This is a genomic window from Ramlibacter monticola, from assembly GCF_016722785.1.
Classification (GTDB): domain Bacteria; phylum Pseudomonadota; class Gammaproteobacteria; order Burkholderiales; family Burkholderiaceae_C; genus Ramlibacter; species Ramlibacter monticola.
In genome coordinates, this window is the sequence record NZ_JAEQNE010000003.1 from 198,600 (window position 1) to 215,153 (window position 16,554).

Consider the following 16,554-nt stretch of genomic DNA (forward strand, 5'->3'; position numbering starts at 1 on the left):
CCATGCACCGCCCATCCGCGGAGCCGCGCGCCGTCGTGGCGATCTCGACCGACCGTGTGGACCGCCACGGCCACACCACCCACGCAGGCTTCCATGGCTACGTGCATGCCGTCGCAACCGTCGGCGGCGCCTTGCCGCTGCTGCTGCCCTCCGCGCCCGAAGCGCTGGATGCGGACACGCTGATCGCCACCGTCGACGGCGTCCTGCTCACCGGCAGCCCCTCCAACGTCGACCCCGCGCGCTACGACGCGCCGCAGCCGCATGCGCCCATGCTGCTCGATCGCGAGCGCGATGCCACCATCCTGCCGCTGCTGCCCCGGCTGGTCGAGGCAGGCGTGCCGCTGCTGGCCGTCTGCCGCGGCTTCCAGGAACTGAACGTCGTCTACGGCGGCACGCTGCATCCCGCGATCCACACGCTGCCGAACCGCATGGACCACCGCGAGGGTGACCACCAGCGGCCCATCGAGCGCTGGTACGACGACAGCCACGCGCTGCACGTCGCCCCCGGCGGGCGGCTCGCGGAGATGGTCGGCGAGCGTCCGCTGCAGGTGAACTCGCTGCACCACCAGGGCATCGATCGCCTCGGGCAGGGCCTGCGGGTCGAAGCGACCGCGCCCGACGGGCTGGTCGAGGCCTTCAGCGTCGCCGGTGCGCCGGGATTCACGCTGGCGGTGCAGTGGCACCCCGAGATGCGAGTCGGCGATTGCCCGCTCGCGCGCGCCCTGTTCTCCGCCTTCGGCGAGGCCTGCCGTGCCCGCCGCGCCGAGCGCCTGCGCTCCCGTTTCCACTGAGATCCAGCATGAACCACGATTCCGTCCTGAAGTGCTTCAGCGCCAGCTATGCCGAGGCGCGGCGCAAGTTCCTCGACGCCGCCGCGCGGCGCGGGCTGGCGGTCGAGAGCGAGGTGCTCGACCTGCCGGGCGCCGAGGGTGAAACCCTGGCGATGGACGTCGTGCGCGACGGCCCGGCCGACGCGTCCCGCATGCTGGTCGTGATCAGCGGGGTGCATGGTGTCGAGGGCTTCTGCGGCTCCGCCATCCAGACCGGCCTGCTGGAGCAGGACGTGCGGCCAGCGGAAGCCGACATGGCCGTGCTGTACGTGCACGCCGTCAATCCCTACGGGTTCTCGCACCTGCGCCGCGCCACGCAGGAAAACGTGGACCTGAACCGCAACTTCGTCGACTTCGGCGGGCCGCTGCCGGTCAACGCGGGGTATGCCGAGATCCACGACGCGCTCCTGCCGCCCGCCTGGCCCCCGGCGGCGCGCGACGAGGCCGTGCTCGCCGACTATCGCGAGCGCCATGGCGCGCGCGGACTCCAGCGCGCCATGTCCCTGGGCCAGCACTCGCATGCCGACGGACTGCACTATGGCGGCCTCGGCCCGGCCTGGAGCAACCGGGCCTTCCGGGCGGCACTGCGGCGCCACACCGCCGGCGTGCGCTTACTCGCCTCGGTGGACATCCACACGGGACTGGGCCCGTCCGGCCACGGCGAGCGGATCTTCGCCAGCTTCGATCCCGATCCCGCGGTGCTGGAACAGGCCACGCGCTGGTGGCGGCAGCTGACCAGCGTGACGACCGGCTCTTCGACCAGCGTTCCTCTCACCGGCCCCATCCAGACCGCGTTGCACGAGGAGTGCCCGCAGGCACGCCACGTCGGCATCTGCCTCGAGTACGGGACGCACCCGATGGAGCGCGTGATGACCGCCCTGCGCGCCGAGCACTGGCTGCAGCGCGCCGGCACGGGCGCCTCCGCGACGCAAGCCGCCGCCATCCGGCAGCAATTGAAGGACGCCTTCTATCCGCAGGCCGACGAGTGGAAGCTCGCCGTGTGGCGGCAGGGCCGCGAGGCCTGCCTCCAGGCCCTGGACGGCCTGCAGCAAGACACCTGCCCCCTCCCGCTCGCCGCCTGAATCCCTGGAGCCGCCATGACTGCCACGACCCTCGAATCCCTCTCCGGTCATGCCGCCGGTGCGCCCGCACGCAGCGGCGCGATCAGCCGCAAGGCCATCGCCGCCGCCGTCGCCGGCAATGCGCTGGAGTTCTACGACTTCGTCGTCTACGCCTACTTCGCGGTCTACATCGGACGCACCTTCTTTCCGGTGGGCGGCGAATTCGGCAGCCTGCTCGCCGCGGTGGCGACCTTCGGCGTCGGGTTCTTCACGCGGCCGCTGGGCGGGGTGTTGATCGGCGCCTTCGCCGACCGCGCCGGGCGCAAGCCGGCGATGATCCTCACGGTGGTGCTGATCACGATCGGCACCCTCGGCATGGCGGCGACGCCCGGCTACGACACGATCGGCATCGCCGCGCCCATCATCGTGGTGCTGTGCCGGCTGGTGCAGGGCGTGGCCCTCGGCGGCGAGGTCGGCCCGGCCACCGCGCTGCTGATCGAGGCGGCGCCGCCCGGAAGGCGCGGCTTCTACTCCAGCTGGCAGATCGGCAGCCAGGGGCTCGCGGTCGCGGTGGGTGGCGTGTTCGGCGTCACGCTCTCGCTGCTGCTCACGCCGGAGCAACTGGGGAGCTGGGGCTGGCGCGTGCCCTTCCTCGCCAGCCTGGCGCTGGTGCCCATCGCCGTGTACCTGCGGCGCCACCTGCCCGAGACGCATGCGGCAGAGGACTCCAGCGGCACTCGCATCGTGGGAGACGTGTTCCGCCGCCACGGCCGCATCCTGGTGCTGGGCGTGCTGATCTCCGCCTCCGTCACCGTCGCCTCGCAGGTGGGCAACTACATGGTGAGCTATGCCGTGCAGGTGTTGAAGCTGCCCGCGGCGGTGGCGCAGTCCAGCGTGCTGATCGGCGGCCTGGTGACCTTCGTCTTCGGCCTGCTGGGCGGCCTGCTGTGCGACCGCTTCGGCCGCAAGGCGATCAACCAGCTGCCCCGCATCGCGCTGCTGCTGATGATCGTGCCGCTGTTCCTGTGGCTCACCGGCGCGCCCGGCATTGCCACGCTGCTGGGTGCGACCGCGGTCCTGGCGGCCCTGACCGCCATGGCGGGTGCCGCGGGCATGGTGACCGTGCCCGAGTTGCTGCCCATCGCGGTGCGCAGCACCGGCATGTCGGTGGTCTACGCGATCAGCACCGCGGTCTTCGGCGGCACCACGCAGTTCGTGGTGACCTGGCTGCTGGCCGTGACGCACGACCCCCTCGCACCGGCGTACTACGTGGCCGGCATGAGCATGCTCAGCGTGCTGGCGATGATGCTGCTGCCCGAAACGCGCGACGTGGACGTGCGCCGCTAGCGCTGCAGGCGCCGGTAGGCGTTGAAGTGGCGCAGGGCGCCGCGTTCGTCGCCTGCCTCCTCGCGCAGGCGCGCCAGGTTGAAGTGGGCATCGGCCAGCGTCTCGTCGAGTTCCAGGGCGCGCTCGTAGCTGGCCACTGCCTCGTCCAGCCGGTCCAGGTGGTCCAGCGCCACGCCGCGGTTGAAGTGCAGCAGCGCGCAATCGGCGCAGTGGGCCAGGGCGGCGTCCGACAGGCGCACCAGTTCGGCGAAGCGCTCCGCGTCGGCCCACATGGCGCCGAGATTCAGCCAGGCATCCTCCAGCCCGGGGTCCAGCGCCAGCGCCTGCAGGTAGGCCGACTCGGCGGCGCCGGGATCGCTGGCTTCCAGTGCCAGCGCGCGATCGAACAGCGCCCGCGCATCGGCCTCCCCGGATTTCGGCGCGGCCGCGTGGTCGAAGAACGTCACCGTGCCGGCCACCGGTGCGACGTCGAAGTCCAGCAGCAACTGGCCGCTGTCCGATTGCCACTGGCCGCTGCGATCGCGCACCGCGATGTCGGCGCCCATGGCGGTGATGCGCAGGCCGCTCAGGGGCAGCTCCGCCGGCAGCGTGGCCCGGAGCCGCGCCAGCGAGCGCAGGATGCGCCGCGCGGGAATGCTCTGCGCCTGCAGCGCGTGGGCCGTGCGCAGCAGCGTCAGGTCCTGGAAGGTGAAGCGCCACTCGTTGCGCCGGCCCCGCGCGGGCGTGACGAAGCCCGCGGCGACGAGCCCGGCGACGACATGGCGCGACAGGCCCAGCATCGCCTGGACGCGCCGCAGCGTGAAGGTGGAACCGTCGTCGGTCGCTGTCACGGGCTCACTTGCGGGCCCGGGACTTCGTGGGCCCGGGCGCCGGCGCCGCGACCGCCCGGACCGCGGCGGCCGTCCCCGCCGCGCGCTTCGCGCCCTTGCGTTCCTTGGGTGCGATCGCCGGCTGGGTCTCGATCCTGGGCACCTTGGGCGCAGGCTGCTTGTTGGCAAGGCTCGCGCGCAGCGCTTCCATGAGGTCGATGACCTGCGCCGAGGCCGGCGCCTCGTCGCGCGGCGAACCCACCACCTGCTTGCCGGCGATCTTCTCGTCGATGGCCGCCAGGATGCGCTTCTTCTCTTCGTCCACGTACTGCGCGGGGTCGTAGCTGTCGGTCGAGATGTGCTCGATCAGCTGCAGGGCGAGCTGCAACTCGCCCTGCGACACGTCGACCCGCTCGATGCCCAGGTCCTTCAGCGAGCGCACTTCGTCTGCATACAGCAGTTGCTGCAGCACCAGGCCGTCCTCCGCGGGGCGGATCTGCACGACGTATTGCTTCGCCTTCCACGCCCAGCGCGCCAGCGCGCAGCGCCCGCTCTGGCGCATCGCTTCGGCGAGCAGGGCGTAGGGCTTGGCGCCGCGCTTGTCCGGCGCCAGCAGGTAGGCCTTGTCGTAGAACAGCGGATCCACCGAGCTGGCGGGGATGAAGGCCATGATGTCGATGCTGGGGCTGCTGGACTCCTCCAGCGCCTTCAGCTCGTCCGGCGTGAAGAGCACGAAGCGGTCCTTCTCGAACTCGTAGCCCTTCACCATCTCCGACCGCGGCACCACGCCCTGGTCCTTCTCGGAGACGTACTGCTGCTTCAGGCGGGAGCCGTCCCGGGCCAGCAGGTGGAACTTCACCGCGCCCGAGCTCTCGGTGGCGGAATAGAGCTTGACCGGGATCGACACGAGGCCGAAGCTCAGCGAGAGCGATGCGATCGAACGGGCGGCCATGGGGAAACCTTTCTCGGGCCGCCAGGCGGGAAGACGGCAGGCGGCCAGCACTGCGGTGGGACGCCCATGGTAGGGCGGCGGGCGGCGCCTGTGAACCCTCCGCCCTGCGGTCGCGCTGGCGGGCGCCGCGCCTTGGACTTTCGTCCCATGGCCGAGGGGACGCCGGCGCGGAAAGAATGCGCGACACCCCTTTCTCGCGGATGGCCATGGCGACGAACATCAAGGTGATCCACCCCAGGGACTTCCTGCGGGCCCGCCCCGACGGGCAGATCGACCTCGAGAGCAGCAAGCACATGCTATCCGAGCTCGCGGCGGCCAGCGCGGAGCTCGAGCAGCTCCATGTGCTGATCGACATCCGCAACGTGACTGGCCGCCTGGGTGCGGACGAGCTGCATGAGCTGGCAAGCGCCCTGCCTTCCTTCGGCGAAACCTTCCTGAGTCGCACCGCGGTGCTGTGCCCCCGGGACCGGTTCGACAACGCGCGCTTCTTCAGCCTGCTGGCCGCGAGCCACGGCTTCCGCCAGCTGCGCGCCTTCCTGACCTACGAAGACGCGATGGAGTGGCTGGAGTCGCCGCTGGACACCTGAACGCCGCGCCCTGCGCCGGCGGCGGGGCCGCCGGATAATGCCGCCGGTGTGCAGCAACTACCAGCCGGTGACGCGCAAGGACCGCCTCCTGAACTTCTTCGGCGTCGAGCGCGAGCGCGACGACGAATCGGTCGATACCTGGCCCACCGGGCTGGCCCCTTTCATCCGCCTGGCGCAGGAGGGCTCGGGGCACCGGCGCATCGTGCATGATGGCGTGTTCGGCCTGCTTCCCGCCTTCGCGAAGGAACTCGCGTTCGGGCGCCGCACGTACAACGCGCGCAGCGAAACGGTCCACCAGCTGCCCAGCTTCCGCGACAGCTGGCGCAACGGCTGGCGCTGCATCGTCCCGGCGGAGGTCATCTACGAGCCCTTGTACGCGGACGACGCGGCGAAGCCGGAGCGCTGGGCGATCTACCAGCCGGGTGCGGTGCCCATGGGCATTGCCGGCATCTACACCCGCTGGAAGCACCCCGACGGCCACGAGCTCTTCTCGTTCGCGATGCTCACCGTCAACGCGGACGAGCACCCGTTCTACCGCCGCTTCCACCGCCCGGGCGACGAGAAGCGCATGCCCATCATCCTGGCCCCCGAGGAGTACGACGACTGGCTGGCCTGCCCCGTGAAGGACGCGTCCCGGTTCTTCAAGCCATGGGCCGGGGATCTGCACGCGGAAGCGGCGCCGCTGCCGCCCCGCGCGCCGGCGGCCAGCAGCGTGCGCACCAGCCGGCCCCGTCCGCCGGACCAGGAGCAGCTGTTCTAGGAGATCGTCGGGCGGGCGAAAGATCGCGGCGCCGCCGCTCAAGCGAGTGTCAGCGCGCGGCGGGGGCGGTCACGTCCCAGGAGCCGAAGACCTCGCGCGGCGCCCGCGTTTCGGGCAGCACGTAGACGATGGCGCCGCCCTTGCGCACGGTGGGGCTGAGCACCTGTTCGTAGAACGGCTCGGGCAGGTTGATGCAGCCATAGGAAATCCGCCGGTCCTCGGCCTTGGGCGAGGCGAGGCGCTCCCGCCGGCGCTGGGCCGGGAAGGTGTCGATGACGCGGTGCATGGCGACGGCCGCGTCGTAGTCGATCCAGACCACGTCGACCCCGGAGTCGTCTTCGCCCGGCCGGGCGACGAAGCGGCCGGCCGGCGTGGTGCGTTCGTGGTCGCGCACTTCCGCCAGGGGCTTGTTGGCGACGCCGGGCGCGGTGTCGTCGCCGACGGTCAGTCCGAGCAGCGCGGGCGCGGCCGCGACGAGCCGGCCTTCCGGGTCGAAGGCGTAGACGGTGGCGTTCTTCTTGTCCAGGATCACCACGGCGCGTCCCTGGTTGTCACGGGTGAAGAAGGCCCAGTTCGCCACCTCGCGCACGGCGTCCGACACGGAGTTGCCTTCGAAGCGCGCCAGCGGACCGGGCTGGAAGCCGGCCGGCAGCGATGGGTTCGCGGCCGAGGCGAACGCCGCGAAGCCGATCGACGCGGCGACCAGGACGGAGCGGAGGAATTCCGGGCGTGGCAATCGGGCTGGCATCTTCACGGACCTGGCTGGCGCGGCATGGGGACGACCGCCGCAGCTTAAGTTCCTCGACCGCGGACCCGTGGTTCGCGATTGCAGCGCCGCGCGGTAGGACACCATCCCGAGCTCGCCTGCGCTTCTTGCTGCCGGTCCGGGGCCTCGCTAGAGTCGTCCGCTGCCGCCCATCCCGCGGGCGCCACGGAGGCTCGAAGTGCCCAACCTCATCAAGCACATCGCGTTCAAGGTCCTGGACGCGGAGAAGGAGCGCGCGTTCTACGAGCAGGTCTTCGGCTTCAGGCACGTCAACACCGTGCGGCGCAAGGGCCAGCGGGGCGACCACGTCTCGCACCACCTCACGGACGGCTACATGGATCTCACCCTGATCCAGTACGACAGCGAGGATGCCGACGAGTCCGACTTCGCGGGACCGGCGCCCTGCATCCACCACATCGGCATGGAGGTGGAGGACCTGGAGGGCTTCATCGCCGCCATCGCAGCCAACGGCGGCCGCATCCTCACGGAACCCGGGCACCTGCCGGTGAAGTTCCGTTCGCCGGGCGGGCCGGTGGCGGAGGTGGTTCCGGCGGGGCGTTGGGAGAAGAAGACGCTGGCCGCGGGCGTGCACGGGGAGGTGCTGTCCTGAGGTCCAGGGCCATGGCCAGGGTCGGGCGTTGAACGGATCGATCTCCGTGCCCGGCGACCTCCCTTCCGCAGGGATGTCGCCGGCACGTCCCGGGACCCGTTCACGCCCCGGAAAGGCGGATCAGCAGCAGCGCGCCCCGCCCTTGCCCCCGTAGCGGCGCTCGATCGCGAGGGCGCAGTACGCCTCGCGCGTGAGCACCGGCTGGCCCGGGTGGGTCACGGCGGCGTGGGCCAGGTAGCGCTCGTAGTCGGGCATGCCGAAGACGTTGCGGCAGGCCGAACACAGCGCCTGCCAGCGCCCCATCCTGCCTTCGTCCGCGCTCGTCATTCCCCGCCTCCGGCCGGGGCGAACGTCTGCGGGATCTCCTGCGTGGTGGGCCGCGACTCGCGCAGGGCCTTCAGGGACGTGCGCGCCGCGAAGAAGCACATCGCGAGCACCAGCAGCACGAACAGGGCGCAGACCACCGCGTCCACGTAGTTGTTGAAGGCCACCCGCTGCATTTCGGCGACGGACTTGGCCGGCGCCAGCACGGTCCCCGCTTCCGCGGCGGCGCTGAACTTGTTGGCCAGCGCCAGGAAGCCGATATTCGGGTCAGGATGGAAGATCTTCTGCACGCCGGCCGTGAGGGTGGTGACCAGCAGCCAGACCGTCGGCACCAGGGTCACCCAGACGTAGCGCTCGCGCTTCATCTTCACGAGCACTGTGGTGCACAGCAGCAGCGCGATGCCGGCCAGCATCTGGTTGCCGACGCCGAACAGCTGCCACAGGCTGTTGATGCCGCCCAGCGGGTCGACCACGCCCTGGTACAGGAACCAGCCCCACATCGTCACGCACAGCACCGTGCACAGGAGGTTGGCGCCCAGGTTGTCGGTGTCGCCGAGCGGCTTGTACACGTGGCCCAGCATGTCCTGGATCATGAAGCGGCCCACGCGCGTGCCGGCGTCGACGGCCGTCAGGATGAACAGCGCCTCGAACAGGATGGCGAAGTGGTACCAGAAGGCCATCATCGTCTGGCCGCCCAGGGCGGAGCCGAGGATCTGCGCCATGCCCACGGCGAGGGTCGGCGCGCCGCCGGCGCGCGCGAGGATGGTGGTCTCGCCGATGTCCTTGGCCATCTGCGTGATGGCGTCCGGAGTGATCACGAAGCCCCAGCTCGAGATGACCTGCGCGGCCTGCGCCGCGGTGCTGCCCACGACGGCCGCCGGCGCGTTCATCGCGAAGTAGATGCCCGGTTCCAGCACGCAGGCGGCGGTGATCGCCATCAGCGCGACGAAGGACTCGGTCAGCATGCCGCCGAAACCCACCAGCGGCATGTGCGATTCCTTCTCCAGCATCTTGGGCGTGGTGCCCGAGGAGATCAGCGAGTGGAAGCCGGACACGGCGCCGCACGCGATGGTGATGAAGAGGAACGGGAACAGCTTGCCGGAGAACACCGGCCCGGTGCCGTCGACGAAGCGCGTGACCGCCGGCATCGCCAGCTTGGGCGCCACGAAGTAGATGCCCAGGGCCAGCGCCGCGATGGTGCCGATCTTGAGGAAGGTGCTCAGGTAGTCGCGCGGCGCGAGCATCAACCACACCGGCAGGCTCGCCGCCACCGCGCCGTAGACGATGATCGCCCAGGCGATCTGCGTGCCGGTCAGCGTGAACGCCGGGCCCCAGGTCGGGCTTTCGGCGATGCTGCGGCCGAACACGATGGCGAGCAGCAGCAGCACCACGCCGAAGGCGGACGCTTCACCGACGCGTCCGGGGCGGATGATTCGCATGTAGACGCCCATCAGCAGCGCGATGGGGATGGTGGCCGCGATCGTGAACAGGCCCCACGGACTGGAGGTCAGCGCCTTCACCACCACCAGCGCCAGCACGGCGAGGATGATGATCATGATGGCCAGCACGCCCACCAGCGCCAGCGAGCCGGGTACGGGCCCCAGCTCCATGCGGATCAGTTGTCCGAGCGACTTGCCGTCGCGGCGCGTCGAGACGAACAGCACGATGAAGTCCTGCACGGCGCCCGCCACCACCACGCCGACCAGGATCCACAGCGTGCCGGGCAGGAAGCCCATCTGCGCCGCCAGCACGGGGCCCACCAGCGGGCCGGCGCCCGCGATGGCCGCGAAGTGGTGGCCGTAGAGAACCCACTTGTTGGTGGGCACGTAGTCCATGCCGTCGTTGTGCCTCACGGCGGGCGTGGTGCGCGAGTCATCCAGGCGCAGCACGCGGTGCGCGATGAACTGTCCGTAGAAGCGGTAGGCGATGAGGTACACGCACAGGCCGGCCGTGACCAACCACACCGCGTTGACCGATTGGCCGCGGCTCAGGGCCAGCGCCGCGAAGGAGAGGGCTCCCAGGGCTGCGAGTGCAGCCCAACCTGCCCAGGATCTGATGGCTTTCATGGAATGCCTTTGTTCCGATGCAGAAAAGGAAATTTCATTCTGCTCCCCGCGTTACATCCTCAAAAGCCCACACACGCGTCGAATGAAACAAGCTTGATGCTTGACAGGGAAGGGGTTGCCGCGGGGGGGCGCGCCGCGCCGGAGTGCGGTGCGTGTGCGCGTGTTCGCATGTCCGGATCCGGCCGACCGCCGCTCCGGCGCGCCGCTACGCTGCCGGCATGACGATGACCCTGCTGTCCCGCGACTGGCGAAGCATCGAAGCGGAGCTCGACGCTGATGGCGTGTCCGTGCTGCCCGGCCTGCTGGCGCCCGGGCGCTGCGATGCGCTCGCCGCTCTCTACGACGGGGCGGGCGAGAGTGCTTTCCGCAGCACCGTGGTGATGGCGCGCCACGGCTTCGGCAGCGGCGAGTACAAGTATTTCGCTTATCCGCTGCCCGAAGGGCTGGAGTCGCTGCGCTCGGCGCTGTATACGTCGCTCGTGCCGACCGCGAACCGCTGGAGCGCGGCGCTCGGGAGCGCGCAGCGCTTTCCCGAGTCGCACGCCGACTACCTGCAGCGGTGCCACGCGGCGGGCCAAACGCGCGCCACGCCCCTGCTCCTGCGGTATGGACCTGGCGACTACAACTGCCTGCACCAGGACCTTTATGGCGACCACGTCTTCCCGCTGCAGGTCGTGGTGCTCCTGTCCGCGCCGGGGTGCGATTTCGACGGCGGCGAGTTCGTGCTGGTGGAACAACGCCCGCGCAGGCAGTCGAGGGCGATCGTGGTGCCGCTGGCAAAGGGCGATGCGGCCGTCTTCGCCGTCAGCCAGCGTCCGGTGCAGGGTGCACGGGGCGCCTACCGCGTCATCCTGCGGCACGGCGTGAGCCGCATCCGGCGCGGCACGCGCACCACCCTCGGGCTGATCTTCCACGACGCGGCGTGACGCGGCGTCAGAATCGAACCTTCATCGAGACCCGGGAGGAACGACGATGCCGGACCATCGAATCTTCGCGATGGCCTTCGCGAAGGTGTATCCGATGTACGTCCAGAAGGCGGAACGCAAGGGACGCACGAAGGAGGAGGTCGACCAGGTCATCTGCTGGCTCACGGGCTATGACCGGGCCGGACTGCAGCGGCAGATCGCGCTGGAGAGCGACTTCAGGACCTTCTTCGCGCAGGCCCCCGCCATCCACCCGAACAGTGCCCTCATCAAGGGTGTGGTCTGCGGTGTCCGCGTGGAGGAGATCGAAGACCCCCTGATGCGCAAGATCCGCCACCTGGACAAGCTGGTCGACGAACTCGCGAAGGGCAGGAAGATGGAGGCGATCCTGCGGCAATGAACTCCCGTGGCGCGAAAGTGCGTGCTTGCGCGAAGCGCACAGCGAAAGAGTAGTAACGCTTTACACGCCGAACGCAAAGCGCTGGGGTTTTTCCAAGCCTATTACATTCGCTGGCGTTGCTTCGCAGAGCTTCGCCCCTCAACATCGCGACGACGGTGTAGCTGGTGACGCAACCCGTGCGGTTGCGGAGGAGGCGAAATGGCGCATGGTTCCAAGGTCTGTTTTCTGGGGCTGCTGGTCCTCGCGGGCAGTGCATCGGCCACCACGGTGGGGCCCGCCAAGGGCAGGCCGGTCGCGGGGCACCCGCTCGAAGTGAACATTCCGTTCGCGGTCGATGAACCCCGGGACCGTGCCTGCGCCATCGCGAACGTGCGCTACGGCAACGTGCTCGTGCCGCGCCTGACCCTCCATGTGCAGGGCCAGGGCGTGAAGAGGAATCTCCTGCTGACTTCGCGTGCGAGCGTGGGTGACGCACCGGTCACCGTCAACGTCCGCGTCGGCTGCGGCCCCAAGGCCGTCGCGCGCAGGTTCGTCATGACGGCGGACGTCCCCGCGGCCCGCAGCCCTTCGATCGCCAGGACGGCCAGCAGGGCGCCGTCTGCGCCGGAATTCGCCGCCGCCAGGCCGGAGCCGAGGTCGGTCGCCATGGCGGCGCCGGCCGAACCGCTGTTTCCCCCTCCGGAAGCCGCCCTCCAGGAGCACAGCGCTCCCAAGGCCGACACTGGGGTGACGGAGGAACTGCGCAAGGCCCGGGCCGAGGCCGCGACCGCGCTCGCGCAGCTCGAGGGCGTGCGCAGGGAACTGGCGGCGATCCTCGATGTCGAGCGGCGCACGTCGCAGACCCTCATCAACGCCGAGCACCAGGTGATGGACGCGAAGTCGGAAGTCGCGCGCATGCGACTGCTGCTGAAGTGGGTCGGCGCCGTGCTCGCCCTCGCGGCGGCGGGCGCGATCTGGTTCGAGTTCAGCCGCGTGGCGTCCCGGATGCGCCTGGCGAGGGCCCAGCCCGAGCAGGAACCGACCATCTTTACCGGCAACGAAGTGCCGACCTGAACGCCGCCAGCGAGGGCGCCGGCTGACGATCCGGGCGCTCGCTGGACATAACCCCAAAGTCCAAGTTGCCGGGCTGCAGGGCTGCTCTGCAGAATTTACCTCGGCCGCAATGGGCCCGGGGGTATCGTCATGCGACTGGATCCGCTCTCCTCCTTGCTGGCGGCCCTGGCGGTGCTGCTGGTGGGGACCCTGCTGAACCGGCGCATCGGCCTGCTGGCGCGCTACAACATCCCGGATCCCATCACGGGCGGGCTGCTGTTCGCCGCCATCGCCTCGGCCGTGCTCGCGGGCAGCGGCTGGAAGGTGGAGATCGACCAGACCCTCAAGCCGGTGCTGCTGCTGCTGTTCTTCGCGGGGGTCGGCATGGGGGCGGACCTGCGGCTGCTCAGGCGTGGCGGCAAGGCGCTGGCGATCTTCCTGGTCGTGCTGTTCCCGTACATCGTGCTGCAGAACGCGGTGGGCGTCGCCGGGGCCTGGCTGCTGGACCTGCATCCGATCTTCGGCCTGGTCTCCGGTTCGATCACCCTGGTCGGCGGGCACGGCACGGGCGCGGCCTACGCCGAGCGCTTCGCCGACGTCCACAACCTGCAGTCGGTGATGGACCTGAGCATGACGGTGGCCACCGCCGGCCTGGTCCTGGGCGGCATCATCGCGGGGCCCGTCGCGCAGTTCCTGATCTCGCGCCACGGGCTGCGGTCCGAGGCGGCGCAGGATGCCGCCGCGGAAGGCGAGCGGGTCGAGCCCGGCCAGATCACGACCGTGGGGGTGGTGGGCGCCCTGGCCGGCATGATCGCGGCCGTGCTCGCGGGGCGCTGGCTGGCCTCGGAGTTCTCGGGCGGGTCGATCACGATCCCGGCCTTCCTGTGGTGCATGCTGCTCGGCGTCACCATCCGCAACGTCGGCCCCTTCCTGGGCCTGCGCTTCGACGACCGCGCATCGGAACTGATGTCGGGCGTATGCCTGTCCCTGTTCCTGGTCATGACCATGATGGCCCTGGACCTGGTCGAGGTGGTGCAGGCGGCGGGTCCGCTGCTGCTGATCCTGGTGCTGCAGGTCGCGACCATCGCGCTGTTCGCCGTGTTCGTGTGCTACCGCTTCATGGGCCGCGACTACGAAGCCGCGGTGACCTGCTCGGCCTTCATCGGCTTCTGCATGGGTTCCACCGCCACCGCCATGGCCAACATGCAGGCGATCACCGGCCGCTACGGGCCGGCGCCGCAAAGCTACCTGATCGTGCCCCTGGCGGGAGCGTTCTTCGTCGACCTGATGAACGCCTTCCTGCTCACCCTGACCCTGGCCCTGCCATTCATCGGAGGCTGACGTGACGCGTGCCGGATGGCTCCTGGGCTTGCTGATGCTGCTGGCCGGCTGCGGTGGCGGCCCGGATGCGCCGGCCCTGCGGCGCGACGTGGAGGCGCGCGTGGCGCAGGCGCTGCCCGGCCAGGCGCTCGTGTTGCAGGAACTGCAGCGGCGCGGCTCGCAGGGCGACCCGAAGGCGCCGGCCGGGGAGACCCGGCGCATCGTCTACTACGACGCGACTTTCCGCGTGCAGAAGGACACCGACTTCGGCGCCTGGGACGCTCCCGGCATGGCCGCCCTGGTCTCGGCCCTGGGTGCGGGGCCCAAGGGCGTGAGCGGCGTCCAGTCGGGCGGCAACAAGGCGGGCGACATCGTGCGCGCGCATGGCACGGCGCTGTACAAGCGGGAAGGCGAGCAATGGGTCGCACAAGCGGGGGCCGGCTACCGCGCCAAGGAGGCTCCGGCCTATGCCACCAACACCGCCACCGGCCCGGCGGCCGTGCTGGACGCGATGCGCCAGGTGCTCGATTCGGTCTCCGAGGAGATGTCCCAGGCCCAGATGGCCATCGTCGAGGAGGAGCTGACCGTCGCGCAGACCTCCATTCGCGCGCGGCTCGCCCGCGCCAACGCGGGCTATGCGATCGCCGCCGGTCCCGAACAGGGCCAGTACCTGCGCTTCGCACGCGCGCTGGCCGAACCGGGCGCACCGCGCATGCAGGCCCTGGTGACCTTCGGCGGCGAACAGAACCTGGAACTGCTGCGGGATGGCAAGGTGCAGGTCGCGCTCGCCCAGGCCGACGCCGCGCTGGCCGCGTACGAAGGCACGGGCCCGTTCGAGGAGCGCGGCGCGGCTCCGACGCTGCGCGCGATCGGCAGCCTGTATCCGGAAGGGGTGCACGTGATCGTGCGCGGCGACAGCGGCCTGAGCTCGGTGTCCGGCCTGCGCGGCAGGATCGTGGCCGTGGGCGAACCCGGGGCCGCGTCGCGCACCACCGTCCTGCGGGTCCTCGAAGCGCATGGGCTGGGCGCGCGCGACGTGCAGTTGCGCGATCTCGGACTGGCCGACGCGCTCGTGGCGCTCGCGCGCAAGGAGGTGGACGCGGTGCTGCAGGTGATCGGCATTCCCGCCGACAGCGTGCGGGACGCGATGACGGACGTGCCGCTGAAGCTGCTGCCGCTGTCGGAGCGCGCGATCGCGCAACTGGCGCGCAGCCGCACCGGCCTGTTCCCCTACACCATTCCGGCCGGGAGCTATCCGGGGCAGGGGGCGGAGGTGCGCAGCGTGGCCACGGCGGCCGTGCTGCTGGTGGGGGCGGATCTCTCCGAGGCCGAGGTGGGTGCGCTCACCAGCTTCGTCTTCCGCAAGGGGCGGGACTTCGCGGCGCGCGGCAGCGCGCAGGGCCTGCAGGTCTCGGCCGCGACGGCGCGGCAGGGGCTCACGGTGCCGTTGCACATCGCGGCGGCGCGGGCGCTGGCGCCATCGACCCCGCCGGCGCCGTCCGCGCAGGCGGCCGCGAGCTCGTCGCGGTGACGGCCCCTCAGGCCGCCGGGCCGGCGGCCACGCGGAACTGCGTGAGCCCGTGCTTCTTCAGGAGCTTGCCCAGGGCGCGCCGCTCCTTGCCGGCGAGCCGCGCGGCGTGCGTGACGTTGCCCCCGGCCGCCTTCATCACGCGCAGCAGGTACTGCTGCTCGAAGGAAGACAGCGCCGCCTCGCGCGCCTCGTTGTAGGAGCACAAGGGTGCACCCGGGGCCGCTGCGCCCGCCGGCGCCGCCGCCATCGCCATCGCCGGATGGGCCGAGGCGTCATCGGGCCGCAGGCGCAGGCCGTCGCCCTCCGACAGCAGCAGCGCGCGCTGGACCAGGTTGTCCAGTTCGCGCACGTTGCCGGGCCAGGCGTAGGAGCGCAGCCACGCGCGGTCGAGCGGGTCGAGTGTCCGCGGCGCCACGCCGTAGTGGCGCGCATAGCGCGCCACGAAGTGCTCGGCGAGCAGTTCCGCGTCGCCTTCGCGTTCGCGCAGCGGCGGCATCTCGAGCTCCAGCACCGTGAGGCGGAACACCAGGTCGTCGCGGAAGTCGCCGGCCTGCAGCAGGCGGTGCAGGCGCGGACTGGCCGCCGCGATCAGCCGCACGTTGCTGCGCAGCTCGCGGATGCCGCCGATGGGGCGGTAGATGCGGTCCTGCAGGTAGCGCAGCAGCGCGACCTGGGCGCGCGCGGGCAGCGCATCCACTTCGTCCAGGAACAGCGTCCCGCCTTCCGCCGCCGCCACCAGCCCCTCGCGCGAGTGCTTGGCGTCGGTGAAGGCGCCGCGCTCGCATCCGAACAGCTCGGTCTCCACCAGCGCCTCGGGGATCGCCCCGCAATTCACCGGCACGAAGGCCGCGTCGCGCCGCGCCGAGCCATAGTGGATCGCGCGCGCGGCGAGTTCCTTGCCGGTTCCGGTTTCGCCTGCGATCAGCACCGGGGCCTCGAAGCGGGACATGCGCTCGATGAGGGCCAGCACGCGTAGCATGCCCCGCGACTGCGCGATGAAGCGCGGGGGACCTGTTGCAGGGATGGTGGGGAGCATGGCGCCTCCATGGGCAGAAGCCTTAGCGACGTACCCTAGGGGTTTACCGGGGCAGCGACAAGTGCATCGGGGTCCTGCTCAGTCCTTTAGGCGATTAAGTGAATTGCCTAGAACCCGCCGCAGTCGCGCAGTCGCGCCGCGGGCGGGTGTCGGCCGACCCGGTGCGGCTCGCGAGGCGGGTTGCCATGGACCCTGACGAG

Annotated in this window: 17 protein-coding genes; 11 read left to right on the plus strand and 6 right to left on the minus strand. The window is 70.6% G+C overall.

Translation table 11 applies throughout. From position 1 onward, the window contains the following. The first annotated feature begins 2 nt into the window (after positions 1 to 2). From JJ685_RS14330 to JJ685_RS14340, 3 genes are read left to right on the plus strand one after another with little or no spacing between them, the layout of a single operon-like run. The gene (locus JJ685_RS14330; protein ID WP_201674946.1) at positions 3 to 791 is read left to right on the plus strand and encodes a gamma-glutamyl-gamma-aminobutyrate hydrolase family protein; all 789 of its coding nucleotides are present in this window, start codon (positions 3 to 5) and stop codon (positions 789 to 791) included. An 8-nt stretch (positions 792 to 799) separates the two neighbouring features. Then, positions 800 to 1,912: a M14 family metallopeptidase gene (locus JJ685_RS14335; protein ID WP_201674947.1), complete on the plus strand. Its 1,113-nt coding sequence runs from the start codon at positions 800 to 802 to the stop codon at positions 1,910 to 1,912. 15 nt (positions 1,913 to 1,927) lie between these two features. Continuing rightward, positions 1,928 to 3,238 (plus strand): MFS transporter, encoded by a 1,311-nt coding sequence (locus JJ685_RS14340; RefSeq protein ID WP_201674948.1) that lies wholly within the window; start codon positions 1,928 to 1,930, stop codon positions 3,236 to 3,238. On the opposite strand, the gene JJ685_RS14345 is transcribed toward JJ685_RS14340, so the two are convergent. Beyond that, on the minus strand, positions 3,235 to 4,068 hold the full coding sequence (locus JJ685_RS14345; protein WP_330901769.1) for a tetratricopeptide repeat protein: 834 nt from the start codon (positions 4,066 to 4,068) through the stop codon (positions 3,235 to 3,237). The two genes, JJ685_RS14340 and JJ685_RS14345, sit on opposite strands and share 4 nt — an antisense overlap. 4 nt (positions 4,069 to 4,072) lie before the next feature. Next, a complete protein-coding gene (gene ku, locus JJ685_RS14350; RefSeq protein WP_201674949.1) occupies positions 4,073 to 4,999 on the minus strand; it encodes a non-homologous end joining protein Ku in 927 nt (308 codons plus the stop codon). Positions 5,000 to 5,175: 176 nt separating this feature from the next. Here ku and JJ685_RS14355 point away from each other — a divergent pair, with 176 nt between their 5' ends. Both JJ685_RS14355 and JJ685_RS14360 read left to right on the plus strand, forming a co-directional pair. After that, entirely contained in the window at positions 5,176 to 5,586 is a 411-nt protein-coding gene (locus tag JJ685_RS14355; protein WP_201674950.1) for a SpoIIAA family protein, read from the plus strand. Between the two features lie 46 nt (positions 5,587 to 5,632). Beyond that, positions 5,633 to 6,346 (plus strand): SOS response-associated peptidase, encoded by a 714-nt coding sequence (locus JJ685_RS14360; protein WP_201674951.1) that lies wholly within the window; start codon positions 5,633 to 5,635, stop codon positions 6,344 to 6,346. A gap of 49 nt (positions 6,347 to 6,395) precedes the next feature. On the opposite strand, the gene JJ685_RS14365 is transcribed toward JJ685_RS14360, so the two are convergent. Then, positions 6,396 to 7,082: a hypothetical protein gene (locus JJ685_RS14365; RefSeq protein ID WP_236599004.1), complete on the minus strand. Its 687-nt coding sequence runs from the start codon at positions 7,080 to 7,082 to the stop codon at positions 6,396 to 6,398. A 208-nt stretch (positions 7,083 to 7,290) separates the two neighbouring features. On the opposite strand from JJ685_RS14365, the gene JJ685_RS14370 reads away from it, so the two are divergent. Beyond that, positions 7,291 to 7,722 carry a VOC family protein gene (locus tag JJ685_RS14370; RefSeq protein ID WP_201674952.1) on the plus strand — a complete coding sequence of 144 codons (432 nt, stop codon included), beginning with the start codon at positions 7,291 to 7,293 and terminating at the stop codon, positions 7,720 to 7,722. Positions 7,723 to 7,842: 120 nt separating this feature from the next. Here the strand turns inward: JJ685_RS14370 and JJ685_RS14375 are convergent, their stop codons facing one another. Together JJ685_RS14375 and JJ685_RS14380 are read right to left on the minus strand one after the other, a co-directional pair. Beyond that, complete coding sequence (locus tag JJ685_RS14375) at positions 7,843 to 8,049, minus strand: CstA-like transporter-associated (seleno)protein (RefSeq protein ID WP_201674953.1); 207 nt, start codon at positions 8,047 to 8,049, stop codon at positions 7,843 to 7,845. Then, positions 8,046 to 10,112, minus strand: a complete 2,067-nt coding sequence (locus JJ685_RS14380; protein WP_201674954.1) for a carbon starvation CstA family protein — start codon at positions 10,110 to 10,112, stop codon at positions 8,046 to 8,048. The genes JJ685_RS14375 and JJ685_RS14380 overlap by 4 nt, the downstream gene beginning before the upstream one ends. Positions 10,113 to 10,330: 218 nt before the next feature. On the opposite strand from JJ685_RS14380, the gene JJ685_RS14385 reads away from it, so the two are divergent. From JJ685_RS14385 to JJ685_RS14405, 5 genes are all read left to right on the plus strand, one after another. Beyond that, positions 10,331 to 11,038: a 2OG-Fe(II) oxygenase gene (locus tag JJ685_RS14385; protein WP_201674955.1), complete on the plus strand. Its 708-nt coding sequence runs from the start codon at positions 10,331 to 10,333 to the stop codon at positions 11,036 to 11,038. Between the two features lie 46 nt (positions 11,039 to 11,084). After that, positions 11,085 to 11,435: a DUF2200 domain-containing protein gene (locus JJ685_RS14390; protein ID WP_201674956.1), complete on the plus strand. Its 351-nt coding sequence runs from the start codon at positions 11,085 to 11,087 to the stop codon at positions 11,433 to 11,435. Positions 11,436 to 11,633: 198 nt separating this feature from the next. Continuing rightward, positions 11,634 to 12,488: a hypothetical protein gene (locus JJ685_RS14395; protein ID WP_201674957.1), complete on the plus strand. Its 855-nt coding sequence runs from the start codon at positions 11,634 to 11,636 to the stop codon at positions 12,486 to 12,488. Between the two features lie 129 nt (positions 12,489 to 12,617). Beyond that, a complete protein-coding gene (gltS, locus tag JJ685_RS14400; RefSeq protein WP_201674958.1) occupies positions 12,618 to 13,808 on the plus strand; it encodes a sodium/glutamate symporter in 1,191 nt (396 codons plus the stop codon). A 1-nt stretch (position 13,809) separates the two neighbouring features. Next, on the plus strand, positions 13,810 to 15,318 hold the full coding sequence (locus tag JJ685_RS14405; RefSeq protein WP_330901770.1) for a TAXI family TRAP transporter solute-binding subunit: 1,509 nt from the start codon (positions 13,810 to 13,812) through the stop codon (positions 15,316 to 15,318). Positions 15,319 to 15,325: 7 nt separating this feature from the next. Here JJ685_RS14405 and JJ685_RS14410 read toward each other — a convergent pair whose 3' ends face one another. Beyond that, positions 15,326 to 16,354 carry a sigma 54-interacting transcriptional regulator gene (locus JJ685_RS14410; RefSeq protein WP_201674959.1) on the minus strand — a complete coding sequence of 343 codons (1,029 nt, stop codon included), beginning with the start codon at positions 16,352 to 16,354 and terminating at the stop codon, positions 15,326 to 15,328. Positions 16,355 to 16,554 lie beyond the last annotated feature (200 nt).

What these genes read in the sequence shown, in the direction of transcription:
- JJ685_RS14330 (WP_201674946.1), top strand. Translation starts at nt 3, where the DNA reads ATGCACCGCCCATCCGCGGAGCCGCGCGCCGTCGTGGCGATCTCGACC.
- JJ685_RS14335 (WP_201674947.1), top strand. Translation starts at nt 800, where the DNA reads ATGAACCACGATTCCGTCCTGAAGTGCTTCAGCGCCAGCTATGCCGAG.
- JJ685_RS14340 (WP_201674948.1), top strand. Translation starts at nt 1,928, where the DNA reads ATGACTGCCACGACCCTCGAATCCCTCTCCGGTCATGCCGCCGGTGCG.
- ku (WP_201674949.1), bottom strand. Translation starts at nt 4,999, where the DNA reads ATGGCCGCCCGTTCGATCGCATCGCTCTCGCTGAGCTTCGGCCTCGTG.
- JJ685_RS14355 (WP_201674950.1), top strand. Translation starts at nt 5,176, where the DNA reads ATGCGCGACACCCCTTTCTCGCGGATGGCCATGGCGACGAACATCAAG.
- JJ685_RS14375 (WP_201674953.1), bottom strand. Translation starts at nt 8,049, where the DNA reads ATGACGAGCGCGGACGAAGGCAGGATGGGGCGCTGGCAGGCGCTGTGT.
- JJ685_RS14380 (WP_201674954.1), bottom strand. Translation starts at nt 10,112, where the DNA reads ATGAAAGCCATCAGATCCTGGGCAGGTTGGGCTGCACTCGCAGCCCTG.
- JJ685_RS14385 (WP_201674955.1), top strand. Translation starts at nt 10,331, where the DNA reads ATGACGATGACCCTGCTGTCCCGCGACTGGCGAAGCATCGAAGCGGAG.
- JJ685_RS14390 (WP_201674956.1), top strand. Translation starts at nt 11,085, where the DNA reads ATGCCGGACCATCGAATCTTCGCGATGGCCTTCGCGAAGGTGTATCCG.
- JJ685_RS14395 (WP_201674957.1), top strand. Translation starts at nt 11,634, where the DNA reads ATGGCGCATGGTTCCAAGGTCTGTTTTCTGGGGCTGCTGGTCCTCGCG.
- gltS (WP_201674958.1), top strand. Translation starts at nt 12,618, where the DNA reads ATGCGACTGGATCCGCTCTCCTCCTTGCTGGCGGCCCTGGCGGTGCTG.
- JJ685_RS14410 (WP_201674959.1), bottom strand. Translation starts at nt 16,354, where the DNA reads ATGCTCCCCACCATCCCTGCAACAGGTCCCCCGCGCTTCATCGCGCAG.